This is a genomic window from Idiomarina aquatica (genome assembly GCF_003987185.1).
Classification (GTDB): Bacteria; Pseudomonadota; Gammaproteobacteria; order Enterobacterales; family Alteromonadaceae; genus Idiomarina; species Idiomarina aquatica.
The window spans coordinates 591630-604134 of sequence record NZ_PIPS01000001.1 but is presented as its reverse complement, the minus strand read 5'-3'; the positions used below and the strand labels follow the sequence as shown (position 1 = coordinate 604134).

Here is a 12505-nt window from a genome sequence, read left to right as displayed (position 1 = left end):
ATGGCAGGTCATTCTAAATGGTCCAACATTAAACACCGTAAAGCCGCGCAGGACGCTAAGCGCGGCAAAATCTTCACAAAACTCATCCGCGAAATTAATGTCGCCGCCCGCGAGGGCGGTGGCGATCCGGAAACCAATCCGCGCCTGCGCGCCGCCATTGATAAAGCGCTTTCCAATAACATGAAACGCGACACCATCGATACCGCGATCAAACGCGGTACCGGTGAAATGGAAGGCGATAACGTTGAAGAGCTGACCTACGAAGGCTACGGCCCCAATGGTGTGGCGATTTTGCTGGAGTGCATGACCGACAATAAAAACCGCACGGTGTCGGAAGTGCGTTACGCGTTCAGCAAGCACGGCGGTAACCTGGGCACCGACGGCTCGGTGGCGTACCTGTTTAATAAAAGGGGGGTCATCAGTTTTAGTAACGACGATTCCGCTCAGCAGGTGACCGAGGAACAGCTGATGGAACCGGCGCTGGAAGCCGGCGCTGAAGACATCGTCAAACACAGCGACGGCAGCCTTGAGGTGATGACCACTCCGGAAAACTTCGGTGCGGTTAAGGATGCGTTGGATGCGCGCGAGTTGCACGCGAGCAACGCCGAAGTGACCATGGTACCGGACACCAAAGTGGATTTGGATGAGGACAGTGCGCGCAGTTTCTTAAAACTGCTGGATGCGCTGGAAGACCTCGATGATGTGCAGAATGCGTATCATAACGCGGACATCTCGGACGAGGTGTTGGCGAATCTAAACGACAGTTAATACAACCTCTCACTGAGCGACCTGACGCATGAGCATCATTCTGGGCATTGACCCGGGTTCCCGGCTAACCGGTTACGGTATTATTCAGCGCCACGGCCGCCATTTGCATTATGTCGCCAGTGGCTGCATTCGGGTTACGGGAACGGCAGCGCAGCCGCTGACGCTGGCGGAAAAGCTGAAGCGTATTCATAATTCGGTGGCGGAGCTGATTACGCAGTTTCAGCCGGATGAATTTGCGATTGAGCAGGTGTTTATGGCTCGTAACCCGGATTCGGCGTTAAAGCTGGGGCAGGCACGGGGGGCGGCGATTGTGGCAGCGGCGTGTTGTGATCTGCCGGTGGCGGAATACAGCGCGCGTTCGATTAAGCAGGCGGTGGTGGGCACCGGTGCGGCGGAAAAGGAGCAGGTGCAGCATATGGTGATGGCGTTGCTGAAACTGTCCCGCCGGCCTCAGGCTGACGCCGCCGATGCCCTGGCTGTCGCTATTTGTCACGCCAATACCTCCCGCCGGTCCGAATTAATTCCTCGGGATATCAACCATCACAGGTTTTAAAGAATTCAACGTCAAAAACCTTTAAAACCTGAAACGCCAGCATTTCCTGGGAACCTAAACAGATCGTCGGTAGCCGTCGGTTTAGTGAGGCGTAGCCGAACGTACCGACGGTCCGAGGCGTAACCCCGCCTAGCGCCCCCGAATACCCAATGATATGATATCGCCATCACCAATAAAAAAAGAACACCAATGATTGGACAAATTTCCGGCAAGCTTATCGCCAAACAGCCTCCTGAAGTGCTGGTCGACGTCAACGGCGTTGGTTACGAAATACAACTGCCAATGACCTGCTTCTACGCACTGCCGGCACTTAACGAAGCCGTTACCCTGGTGACTCACTTTGTGGTGCGCGAGGACGCCCAGTTATTGTACGGTTTTAATAACCAGAGCGAGCGCAGCCTGTTCCGGTTATTAATCAAAACCCAGGGCGTTGGCCCCAAACTGGCGCTGGCCATCCTCAGCGGAATGAACGCCGACGAATTTGTCTGGGCGGTGAATCAAAACGACGTCAGTCGGCTGGTAAAACTGCCCGGTGTTGGCAAGAAAACCGCCGAACGGCTGGTGATCGAAATGCGCGACCGCCTGAAAGACTGGCAGGGCAGCAGTACACCGGCGACCGACGCCGCAGCCATTGACGCAGTCACCGCCGATTCCACCTTTGTACACCCGGCCGATGCCCGCGCCGACGCCTTGAGTGCCTTGCTGGCGCTGGGTTATAAACCGAATCAGGCGGAAAAAGCGCTCTCTGCGGTGTATCAGCAGGAGTTAACCAGCGAAGAGCTGATCAAAGCCTCGCTAAAACAACTGGCATAACGAGAACACCATGATAGAAGCCGACCAAATACCGAGCCATCGCATCGTCGAAGCCGCGACTCAGGGCGACGACGAAGCCATCGATCGCGCCATTCGCCCCAAGGTGCTGACCGACTACACCGGTCAGAAACACGTCGTTGAGCAAATGGAGATCTTTATCGAGGCCGCCCGCAAACGACAGGAAGCGCTCGATCATCTGCTCATTTTTGGTCCGCCGGGGCTGGGTAAAACCACACTGGCCAACATCGTTGCCAATGAATTAAACGTCAACATTAAAACCACCTCCGGGCCGGTGCTGGAAAAAGCCGGTGACTTAGCCGCGCTGCTGACCAACCTGGAACCGCACGATGTGTTGTTCATCGATGAAATTCATCGCCTCAGTCCGGTGGTGGAGGAGATCCTTTACCCGGCGATGGAGGATTACCAGCTCGACATCATGATCGGTGAAGGGCCGGCGGCGCGCTCCATTAAACTCGATTTGCCACCGTTTACACTGATTGGTGCCACCACCCGTGCCGGTGCGCTGACGTCGCCACTGCGGGATCGCTTTGGCATCGTCCAACGGCTGGAATTTTATAACGTCGAAGAATTGACCGACATCATTGAGCGCTCCGCCAAGTACATGAACATGGTAATGAAGCAGGGCGGTGCCCGTGAGATTGCCCGCCGTTCACGCGGCACACCGCGTATTGCTAATCGGTTGTTGCGACGGGTTCGGGACTACGCCGAGGTGAAAGGCAACGGTGAAGTCGATGAAGCCACCGCCAACGCCGCGCTGACCATGGTCGACGTTGACCAGGCTGGTTTTGATTACATGGACCGCAAATTGCTGCTGGCGATCATGGAGAAATTCCTCGGTGGTCCGGTGGGGCTGGATAACCTGGCGGCAGCCATTGGCGAAGAGAAAGACACCATTGAAGACGTGCTCGAGCCGTATTTGATCCAACAGGGCTTTCTGCAGCGCACGCCCCGGGGTCGCATGGCAACACCGCGCGCTTATCAGCACTTTGGTTTAAAGCCGGAAGACAAAACTCGGTAAATGTTCTGTAAAAAATAGCCAAAAAAAAAGCCCGCACATAAGTACGGGCAAACAGAACAACAAGAAGGAAGTTAAAAAAATCCAGGGAACCAAATCAAAAAAACTCAGAAATAGTGACAACCAAACTCTGTCTCTTCGATTTGATGGCTATTATACGGCTAAATTGCGCTGTATCAAACAAGAAAAATTGCACTTTCAAATTAGTTTTAGTAATCCGACGGTTGTAACAAACGGTGAAAAAAAGACCAACATTTTTTCAACAAACGAAAAAATTCGTTAAAAAACAACTATCTGAATTTTAATTGTTTCAATTTTGTCATAAAAAAAAGTCTGCTGAGAAATTGCTCAGTCCAACTTTTAAAGGCTCCGGGAGCAAATGTGACAAAGTTGTCATTTTTAGGGGTTTTGTCCAATATGAACGAGCACTTTGAGTGGCCAATACGGGTTTATTACGAAGACACAGATGCTGGTGGTATCGTTTATTATGCGAATTATCTCAAATTCCTTGAGCGCGCCCGCACCGAATGGTTAAGGTCTTTAGGGATTGAACAGGACAGCTGGTTAGATCACAATAGAGCCTTCGTCGTCAGACAGGTGGAACTGGACCTGCGCGAAGCGGTTCGTTTTAACGCTGAACTGACGGTCACGGTTAAGGTCGAACAGCTAAAGCGCGCCTCCATCATTTTTACCCAGCGGGTGTTGGGCAAACAGGGGCAGCTGCACTGCCAGGCAACGGTAAAAGCAGCCTGTGTGGATAAGCAGGCGATGCGCGCGGTTGCCATGCCAGAGCCGATTCATACGGCGATCAGCGCGGCACTGGGCTAAACCAGCCGGACGAAATAACGAAGTGCCTAAGTAGCACGCACAACGGTCACAACAGAGGGTTACATAGCGTGGAAACAGAATTATCCTTTATTGATTTGTTCTGGCAGGCAAGCCTGCTGGTGAAGTTGGTCATGATCATGCTGTTGGCCATGTCAGTATGGGGTTGGGTGCTGATTTTCCAGCGTAAAAAGGTGATTGCCACCGCCAACAAAGACGCGCTGAAGTTTGAAGATCGTTTTTGGTCCGGTGTCGATTTGGCACGTCTGTATCAGGAAATTTCAGCCCGCGCAAAAAATGCCAAAGGCATGGAACTGCTGTTCCACGCCGGCTTTAAAGAATTCGCGCGCTTGCGCAATTATCAGGGCTCTAACCCGCAGGCGACCGTTGAAGGGGCGTTCCGCGCGATGCGTGTTGCCCACGCGCGGGAGTTGGAAAAACTCGAGAACAACCTGGGTATTCTGGCCACCATCGGTTCGATCAGCCCTTACATCGGCTTGTTTGGTACCGTGTGGGGAATCATGAACGCCTTTATCGCCCTTGGTGCAGTTGAACAAGCCACGCTGGCGATGGTAGCACCGGGTATTGCCGAGGCTCTGATCGCTACGGCCATGGGTCTGTTTGCCGCGATTCCGGCGGTCATTGCCTATAACCGCTATGTTAACCGGGTAGAAAAGGTCGATAACCATTACATGAACTTCATCGACGAGTTCATTGCCATTTTGCAGCGTCAGGCGCTGGCACAAAGTGCTAACGGTAACAGCAAAAGCGAGGACCCTGCGCTATGATGGTGATGCCGCGCAAACGCCGTAAGCCGGTCGCGGAAATTAACGTCGTACCCTACATCGACGTGATGTTGGTGCTGTTGATCATCTTTATGGTAACGGCGCCGCTGATCACGCAGGGCGTTAAGGTAGAACTGCCAAAAGCGTCCTCGGAACCGCTGGCAAAAGACTCTAAGCCACCGCTGGTGGCCTCGGTAGATGCCGAGGGGAATTATTATCTCAATCAGAACACCAACCCGGATCAGCCGATCAGCGCGCAGGAAGTGGCGACGTTGGTGGCCGCACAGTTGCAGGTCGAGCCGGACACACCGGTAATGGTCAACGGTGACGGGGCGGTGTCCTATAACCAGGTGGTGCAACTGATGGTGTTACTGCAAAAAGCAGGCGTGCCCTCGGTTGGCCTTATGACAGACTCTTCGGAAAATTAGTTGTGGCGAAAAAAGTACCAGGCACAGACAGTATTACTTTACCGCTGGTTTACTCCATCGGCATACACCTGGCCATTGGTGCGGTGTTGTTATTCAGTTTTGAATTCACACCAAAGGAACCAACACCGATGGAAGTGAGTCTGAGTGAATCAGAGTTCCAGCAGCAGCCCGACGAGGTGGTGCAGGCGGTATCGGTGGATAAGGCCGCGGTTGAACAACAGGTCCAGCGCATCAAAGAGCAAAAAGAAGCCGAACGCCGTGCCGAACAACAACGCATTGCCGAATTAGAACGCAAAGCGGAAGCCGCTCGTAAAGCGCGTGAACGTGAAGAACAGCGTCGCCGTGAAATCGAGCAGCAGCAGGAGCGCGAACGTCAGGAAGCCGCAGAAGCTCGTCGTGCCGCCGAACAAGCCCGTAAAGAAGCGGAAAAACTGGCGGAAGAACGACGTAAAGCGGAAGAAGCCGCGAAAGCAGCAGAAGAGCGCCGTAAGGCCGCTGAAGAAGCCGAGCGTCGGGCGGAAGAAGAGCGCAAACGCCGCGAGGAAGAACGTAAACGCCTGGAAGAGGAGCGTCGTAAAGCGGCTGAGCGAGAAGCGCAACTGCAAAAAGAAATGGAAGCCGAGCGTGAGCGCCGTGCCGCCGCACGTCGTCAGCAGATGCTCAGCGAAATCGAGAAATATCAGGCGCTGATCCGACAGACCATTCAGCGCAACTGGAACGTCGACGAGTCAATGAGCGGTAAGTCGTGCGAATTGACCATCAGCGTAGCGCCCAGTGGTTTTGTGAAAAGCGTGACCACCGGCGCCGGTGACCCGGCGGTGTGTCGCTCAGCCGAAAATGCGGTGTTGAAGGCAACCACTTTACCGGTGTCGGAAGATCCTGAGATTTATGAACAAATGAGTACCATCAAACTAACTGTTAAACCGCAGTTGTAACTTAAGGTGAACCATGAAAAAGCTGTTAATCAACACATTGTTGTTTTTCTTCGTGCTGACTGCCAGCGCCCGAGCCGGCGTCCTGGAGATCGTCATTACCGAAGGTATGGACACCGCCAGACCGATTGCGGTTGTACCTTTTAAATGGCTGGGTGACGGCCCGGCTCCGGGAAATCTGACCGATGTCATCGCCGCCGACCTAACCCGCAGCGGTAAATTTAATCCGATCCCGCAGTCGGCAATGCCACAGCAACCGGCGAACGACGGCGAGCTGGATTATTCCGCCTGGGCGAAACTGGGCGTTGAAGCGGTGTTGATGGGCACCATTGAACCCTATTCGGTCGACCGTTACATGGTCAAATTTCAGTTGGTGGACGTGCTGCGCGGACAAATCACCGGCGGTAACGCGCAAATGCTGCGCGACGGTCAACTGGTAAAAAGTAACGACCACATTCTTGATGCCCGTAGCTCGGTCATCGACGGTGATCAGTTCCGTCAGTACTCGCACCGCATTTCGGACGTCGTCTACGAGGCCTTAACGGGCGAACGCGGCGCGTTCATGACCCGCATCGCCTACGTTACCGTCAATCATGACGACCAGTATCCCTACAAACTGATGGTCGCGGACTACGATGGCGCCAATGAAAAAATATTACTGCGTAGCCCGGAACCATTGATGTCACCGTCGTGGTCTCCGGACGGCAATAAGTTGGCTTATGTCAGTTTCGAGAACGAAACCGCAGAAATTTTCATTCAGGACATTTACACGACGCGTCGGGAAAAATTAACCTCGTTCCCGGGCATCAACGGTAACCCGGTATTCTCGCCGGACGGTAAGAAAATGGCGATGGTATTGTCGAAAGACGGCAACCCGGAACTGTACGTGATGGACCTGGCGACTAAAAACTTGCAACGTGTGACACGGAATCGTACGATTGATACCGAGCCTAGTTGGACGCCTGACAGTAAATCGCTGGTATTTACGTCAGAAAGGGGTGGCAGACCACAACTTTATAGCGTAAATTTAGATTCAGGTCAGGTACGCCGGTTAACGTTCGAAGGTGAGCAAAACTTAGGTGGTACAGTTGCGCCAAGCGGTGATTCGATGATTTTGGTCAATCGCACCCGCGGCAACTATCACATCGCTCGCCAAGAGTTTCCACGGGGTACCATGCAAGTGCTGACCAAAACGTTTTTGGACGAATCGCCAAGCATTGCGCCAAACGGCAGTATGGTGATTTACAGCACGACCCATAATGATAAGCAGGTGTTGGCGCTGGTATCGACGGATGGTCGCTTTAAGGCCCGGTTACCGGCATCGGATGGTGAAGTTAAGTCGCCGTCCTGGTCACCCTTTATGTAGTAATTTGCAATACAATAAACCACTTGGTTTGACTCGAAAATATAAGGATTAAAAGGATGCAGCTGAACAAACTCTTAAAAGCTCTGGCAATTGCTGTACCAATGGCAACTTTGGCCGCTTGTAGCTCTAACCAGTCTACTGACGCCGGTGCAGGCTCAGGTCAGCAGACTAACGAAGCGTCTGACCAGGACTCAGGATCAGGTGTTCAGGTTGGTGCTGCGGACCGTCAGAAGACACCTGAAGAAATCCGTGAAGAGCAGATGGAAGCGCTGCGTAAAGAGCACATCGTCTACTTCGCATTTGATAAATCAAACATCCAGTCTGAGTACGCTGAGTTGTTAGCTGCACACGCAGATTACCTGGTGAAAAACCCGAACGTCAGCGTCGTTATCGAAGGTCACGCCGACGAGCGCGGTACACCTGAGTACAACATCGCGTTGGGCGAGCGTCGTGCCAAAGCGGTTCAGAGCTACCTGGAAAACCTGGGTGTTCAGGACTCACAAATCTCAACCGTATCTTACGGTGAAGAAAAGCCGATGGTTAATGCCTCTACTGAGAGCGCATACGCGAAAAACCGTCGTGCCGTTCTTGTTTACTAATCACTGTTAGTAGCCGTATTCAACGATGTTGAAAAAAACGCTTATTGCGATAGCGATACTGGTGCCAGGTGTTTCACTGGCACAGGCACCAGTGTCTAGTCTTTCCGACTCAGCAGGCTCGCTGGAACAGCGCCTGGCTACCATCGAACGAATGATGGAAGCCCGCCAGGGTGCGCAACTCGAGATGCTGAATCAACTCAATAACCTGCAGCAGGACGTCGCTGAACTGCGCGGTATCACCGAAGAACACGAATACCGTCTGGAGCAGTTACTGCAACGTCAGCGCGAGATCTATCAGGAAATCGACCGCCGCTTCAGCCAGCTGAATAGCCAGGGCAACAGTTCAGGCAGTAATTTCAGCACGGCACAGCAAGTTCCGGTCAATACCGATTCCGGTAGCTCGTCGTCTAACGGTTATTCGTCAAACCTTAGCGAAAACGATGCCTACGATCGTGCCATTGCATTGGTGCTGGAAGACAAGCGCTACGATGCGGCGATACCGGCGTTTGAGCAGTTTGTCGAACAGTTCCCTAACTCCAGTTATCTGCCTAACGCGCATTATTGGTTAGGTCAGTTGCAGTTTGCGCAGCAGCAATACGATGCCGCCAAACAGCATTTTGAGACGGTGGTTAAGGACTTCCCTGAGAGCAACAAACGCGCGGACTGTATTCTGAAGCTGGGTGTGATTGCGTCAGAGCAGGGTAAGTCAGCCGATGCTAAGCAGTATTATCAGCAAGTGGTGGAAGAATACCCGGATAGTACTGAGGCAAATTTAGCCAAACAGCGTCTTAAGCAGTAACAGTTAGGTAACAACTGCTGGCGAAATAAGCAGTCGAACAAAAAACTGAAATTATCAGTTGCATCACAGTGTTATTTAAGTAAACTATGCCGCCGTTGCCAAGGAGAAAAGCGCAGTCTTTTCGGTACTTGTAACCAGGTTATTGGCAGCGGCGTTTTAAATGTGGGTTGTTAGCTCAGTTGGTAGAGCAGTTGACTTTTAATCAATTGGTCGCAGGTTCGAATCCTGCACAACCCACCACGTTCTCTTCAAGTGTAGTTTGTGCGGCTGGCACAAGAACAAATCTGAATATGGGTTGTTAGCTCAGTTGGTAGAGCAGTTGACTTTTAATCAATTGGTCGCAGGTTCGAATCCTGCACAACCCACCATTTCCCTTTATCAAGATTCCGCTTAAGCCTTTAGCGCTTGGCACCGCCTTTGGCGGTTTGCCTGAAGCTGCTTGCTGCGCTCGCAGCTAGCTCGGCGCGGTCTTCGCCCGCTTGCCTGGCGCGCCCAAGGCGCTTGCAAACACCGGTGAGTCGCGCTTGCAGCGCGACAAGCCTTCTTGCGCCGTAGGCGCAAGTAACGGCTTTATGCAAGGCGCTTCGCGCCGCCAGGCAAGTGGGTGAAGCACACGCCAAGCAAGGCACAGCTAAGCACGTGCCGCTAAGCAAGCCGCCGCAGGCGGCGCCAAGCTGTAAACCCCATTGAAATCCGCTATAATGAACCCAACGTATAGATAACACCCGAAACAGCGATGTAGGTAGTATGTCAGCAATTCAGACCCTAGATACATTGGATTACGCTTTTCCGGCCAAGCCGAAGCCATTATCCGATGAACAAAAAGCACAATACCGTGCCAAGATTAAAGAATTATTACAGCAGCGTAACGCCGTGCTGGTCGCGCACTATTACACCGACCCGGAAATCCAGTCACTGGCTGAAGAAACCGGCGGTTGTGTTGCCGACTCACTGGAGATGGCGCGTTTCGGCCGTGATCACGAAGCACAGACGCTGATCGTTGCCGGCGTTCGCTTTATGGGTGAAACCGCAAAAATTCTGACGCCGCAGAAAACCGTGCTGATGCCAACGCTGAAAGCCGAATGTTCGCTGGACCTGGGTTGCCCGCCGGATAAGTTCTCGGCGTTCTGTGATGAGCATCCGGACCGTACCGTGGTGGTTTACGCCAATACCTCGGCGGCGGTAAAAGCCCGTGCCGACTGGGTAGTGACCTCCAGCATGGCGCTGGAACTGGTTGAGCACCTGGACAGTAAGGGCGAGAAGATCCTGTGGGGGCCTGACCGTCATCTGGGTAACTACATTCAGAAGCAAACCGGTGCCGATATGGTGATGTGGCAGGGTGCGTGTGTGGTGCATGACGAGTTTAAAGCGAAAGCGCTGCTGGATCTGAAAAAAGTCCACCCGGACGCGGCCATTCTGGTACACCCGGAATCGCCACAGAACATCGTTGATATGGCCGATGCGGTGGGTTCAACGTCGCAGTTGATCAAAGCCAGCCAGGAACTGCCGAACGATACCTTTATCGTCGCCACCGACCGCGGTATTTTCTATAAAATGCAGCAGTTGCAGCCGCACAAGACCTTCCTGGAAGCGCCAACAGCCGGTAACGGTGCCACGTGCCGCAGTTGTGCACACTGCCCTTGGATGGCCATGAACGGCCTGGTTGCGATCGCCGAAGCGTTGGAACACGGTGGCGAAAGCCACGAGATTCATGTCGATGCAGAGCTGGGTAAGCAGGCAATGATCCCACTCGACCGAATGCTCGCCTTCAGCGCCACCCTGAAGTAGGTCGCGCCTTTGGCGGCCTCTGCGGTGAAAAGATCTTTTATGTTCACCGCTGAGGGCACGGAGAGCGCAGAGGTTTTTAATTTTAAAACGAACAGCTTCCCGGACCATATCACCACCGGTGCTGGTGGTGGGCGCTTGGCCCGCCTTCAAAACCAAAGCCGGAACGATTGGGTTTTCCATATTAAGAGGTTTTCTCCGCGCTCTCAGCGGCCTCTGCGGTGAAAAGATCTTTTATGTTCACTGCAGAGGGCACGGAGAGCGCAGAGGTTTTTAATTTTAAAACGAATAGCTTCCCGGACCATATCACCACCGGTGCTGGTGGTGGACACATCGCCCGCCCTCAAAACCAAAGCCGGAACGATTAGGTTTTCCATATTAAGAGGTTTTCTCCGCGCTCTCAGCGGCCTCTGCGGTGAAACGTTTTAACAACGTGCGCCGGAGGCGCACGCTACAGGGCGTTCAAATGCGCGGCGGCTTTTTCCATCGGTTGTGCCAGACCTTCAACACGGAACGACACGCGGCCTTCGCGGTCCAGTACCGTCACCAGATTACTGTGGTCAAAATTGCCGTCGTCACGCTTGCGGTAACGCACCCCCAGCACCGTCGCCAGACCACGAATGTCGGCGTCATTGCCGTGCAGGAATAACCAACGGTCGTTGTCCAGCCCATAGTTCTCGGTATAGGCGCGCATCACCTCCGGCGTATCCCGCTCACTGTCCAGACTGACCATCACCAACCGCACCTGCTGTTGCAGTTGCGGGTCCAGTAACTGATACAGCCGCTTAACGTCATTCACCAGCACCGGGCAGGCGGTGGTGCAACTGCCGTAAAACAACGTAACGATGGCCGGCTGGCCCTGTAAATCCCGTAACGCCAGTGACTGACCCAACTGCGTCGTCCACTGACCCTGTAACTGATACACCGAATGCTCCGCCATCGGCTCGGCCGCCTGCGGAGGCTGGCTGTGATGCTGATGATGGCTATGATCCTGCGCCATCGCCGGCGCCAACAGACTCAGTGAGGCCGCAGCGGCCCATATTAAGGTTTTCATGGTTCATTCCTCTGGTCGTAGGCGCAACGAAAACCGAGCGTACTGGTGGTGTTCTGCGCGGCGTAGTCGCTGCGTGATTGATAACGAAAGAAGGTGGCGTAATTGGCCTGATTAAACTTCGCCAGAAAGCGCGCGCTGTCGCCACAGGAGCCGGACAGCACATCCACTTCGTCGCCACTTTGAATCAGCAGTTGGAAATCTTCCACCCACTCGTTAATGCGGCCATGCATATGCGCCAACTGCTGAGCATCGGCAGCCACCGGCTGCTGTTGCGACGCGCCCGGGTTGGAATACCAGGCAAACAACTGGCGCGCATAATCCTCATCCGTTAAGCCCTGTTGCTGGCGGTACAGCACCGAGGCGTATTCCCATTCGTTTAACGTCGGCAGGCGTCCGCCCTGTGCCTCACAGTAAGCCCGCGCGGCAAACCAGGACACATAGGTCACCGGTGCATCGTGCTGTTGCTCGGTTATCACCGTGTCGGCCGGCCAGTGCGACAAGTACGAACCGTCGTGAAACAACGCGGCGATGTTCCCGCGTTGCCAGTCCGGCTGTGCCTGCACAAACGTTAAAAACTGATGGTTAGTGACCGGGGTGGCATCCAGCCAGAACGTCTCCACCGCAATCGACGGGGTATCGCTGTCGAGCAATACCGGCGTGTCAAACAAACCGCCGGGTATCTTTACCGGTTCGGCAGCACCCATTAAAGGTGCTGCGAACGCCACGGCACATAACCCTATGCCCAGCCACTTCATCATCGTT

At 53.7% G+C, this 12505-nt stretch carries 14 protein-coding genes and 2 tRNA genes; 14 read left to right on the top strand and 2 right to left on the bottom strand.

All coding sequences use genetic code 11. The features are described from left to right. From CWE23_RS02985 to nadA, 14 genes are all read left to right on the top strand, one after another. Positions 1-768 (top strand): YebC/PmpR family DNA-binding transcriptional regulator, encoded by a 768-nt coding sequence (locus CWE23_RS02985; RefSeq protein WP_105305884.1) that lies wholly within the window; start codon positions 1-3, stop codon positions 766-768. Positions 769-796: 28 nt separating this feature from the next. Next, positions 797-1321: a crossover junction endodeoxyribonuclease RuvC gene (gene ruvC, locus CWE23_RS02980; protein WP_105305885.1), complete on the top strand. Its 525-nt coding sequence runs from the start codon at positions 797-799 to the stop codon at positions 1319-1321. Between the two features lie 189 nt (positions 1322-1510). After that, a complete protein-coding gene (ruvA, locus tag CWE23_RS02975) occupies positions 1511-2134 on the top strand; it encodes a Holliday junction branch migration protein RuvA (RefSeq protein WP_105305886.1) in 624 nt (207 codons plus the stop codon). Positions 2135-2144: 10 nt separating this feature from the next. After that, positions 2145-3173, top strand: a complete 1029-nt coding sequence (gene ruvB / locus CWE23_RS02970; RefSeq protein ID WP_105305887.1) for a Holliday junction branch migration DNA helicase RuvB — start codon at positions 2145-2147, stop codon at positions 3171-3173. Positions 3174-3587: 414 nt separating this feature from the next. Then, positions 3588-3998 (top strand): tol-pal system-associated acyl-CoA thioesterase, encoded by a 411-nt coding sequence (gene ybgC / locus CWE23_RS02965; protein ID WP_126819389.1) that lies wholly within the window; start codon positions 3588-3590, stop codon positions 3996-3998. 68 nt (positions 3999-4066) lie between these two features. Then, on the top strand, positions 4067-4783 hold the full coding sequence (tolQ, locus tag CWE23_RS02960) for a protein TolQ (RefSeq protein ID WP_126819388.1): 717 nt from the start codon (positions 4067-4069) through the stop codon (positions 4781-4783). A 2-nt stretch (positions 4784-4785) separates the two neighbouring features. After that, positions 4786-5208, top strand: coding sequence for a protein TolR (gene tolR / locus CWE23_RS02955; RefSeq protein WP_187346289.1), 423 nt, complete (start codon positions 4786-4788; stop codon positions 5206-5208). A 2-nt stretch (positions 5209-5210) separates the two neighbouring features. Continuing rightward, on the top strand, positions 5211-6143 hold the full coding sequence (gene tolA, locus CWE23_RS02950; RefSeq protein WP_241970515.1) for a cell envelope integrity protein TolA: 933 nt from the start codon (positions 5211-5213) through the stop codon (positions 6141-6143). A 13-nt stretch (positions 6144-6156) separates the two neighbouring features. Further along, positions 6157-7506: a Tol-Pal system beta propeller repeat protein TolB gene (gene tolB / locus CWE23_RS02945; RefSeq protein ID WP_105305890.1), complete on the top strand. Its 1350-nt coding sequence runs from the start codon at positions 6157-6159 to the stop codon at positions 7504-7506. A 56-nt stretch (positions 7507-7562) separates the two neighbouring features. After that, positions 7563-8105: a peptidoglycan-associated lipoprotein Pal gene (gene pal / locus CWE23_RS02940; RefSeq protein ID WP_105305891.1), complete on the top strand. Its 543-nt coding sequence runs from the start codon at positions 7563-7565 to the stop codon at positions 8103-8105. 28 nt (positions 8106-8133) lie between these two features. Next, the gene (gene ybgF, locus CWE23_RS02935) at positions 8134-8904 is read left to right on the top strand and encodes a tol-pal system protein YbgF (protein ID WP_126819834.1); all 771 of its coding nucleotides are present in this window, start codon (positions 8134-8136) and stop codon (positions 8902-8904) included. A gap of 164 nt (positions 8905-9068) precedes the next feature. Then, positions 9069-9144: transfer RNA gene (locus CWE23_RS02930), tRNA-Lys, on the top strand. 52 nt (positions 9145-9196) lie between these two features. Beyond that, positions 9197-9272, top strand: a tRNA-Lys gene (locus tag CWE23_RS02925). 379 nt (positions 9273-9651) lie between these two features. Beyond that, entirely contained in the window at positions 9652-10692 is a 1041-nt protein-coding gene (nadA, locus tag CWE23_RS02920; RefSeq protein WP_105305892.1) for a quinolinate synthase NadA, read from the top strand. A gap of 448 nt (positions 10693-11140) precedes the next feature. Here nadA and CWE23_RS02915 read toward each other — a convergent pair whose 3' ends face one another. After that, on the bottom strand, positions 11141-11743 hold the full coding sequence (locus CWE23_RS02915) for an SCO family protein (protein ID WP_126819386.1): 603 nt from the start codon (positions 11741-11743) through the stop codon (positions 11141-11143). Next, positions 11740-12501, bottom strand: a complete 762-nt coding sequence (locus CWE23_RS02910) for a formylglycine-generating enzyme family protein (RefSeq protein WP_126819384.1) — start codon at positions 12499-12501, stop codon at positions 11740-11742. The genes CWE23_RS02915 and CWE23_RS02910 overlap by 4 nt, the downstream gene beginning before the upstream one ends. Positions 12502-12505: the final 4 nt, after the last annotated feature.

Coding starts and splice junctions, on each gene's coding strand:
- CWE23_RS02910 (WP_126819384.1), bottom strand. CDS start 12,501: ATGATGAAGTGGCTGGGCATAGGGTTATGTGCCGTGGCGTTCGCAGCA.
- pal (WP_105305891.1), top strand. CDS start 7,563: ATGCAGCTGAACAAACTCTTAAAAGCTCTGGCAATTGCTGTACCAATG.
- ruvA (WP_105305886.1), top strand. CDS start 1,511: ATGATTGGACAAATTTCCGGCAAGCTTATCGCCAAACAGCCTCCTGAA.
- tolB (WP_105305890.1), top strand. CDS start 6,157: ATGAAAAAGCTGTTAATCAACACATTGTTGTTTTTCTTCGTGCTGACT.
- ruvB (WP_105305887.1), top strand. CDS start 2,145: ATGATAGAAGCCGACCAAATACCGAGCCATCGCATCGTCGAAGCCGCG.
- CWE23_RS02985 (WP_105305884.1), top strand. CDS start 1: ATGGCAGGTCATTCTAAATGGTCCAACATTAAACACCGTAAAGCCGCG.
- ybgC (WP_126819389.1), top strand. CDS start 3,588: ATGAACGAGCACTTTGAGTGGCCAATACGGGTTTATTACGAAGACACA.
- ruvC (WP_105305885.1), top strand. CDS start 797: ATGAGCATCATTCTGGGCATTGACCCGGGTTCCCGGCTAACCGGTTAC.
- nadA (WP_105305892.1), top strand. CDS start 9,652: ATGTCAGCAATTCAGACCCTAGATACATTGGATTACGCTTTTCCGGCC.
- CWE23_RS02915 (WP_126819386.1), bottom strand. CDS start 11,743: ATGAAAACCTTAATATGGGCCGCTGCGGCCTCACTGAGTCTGTTGGCG.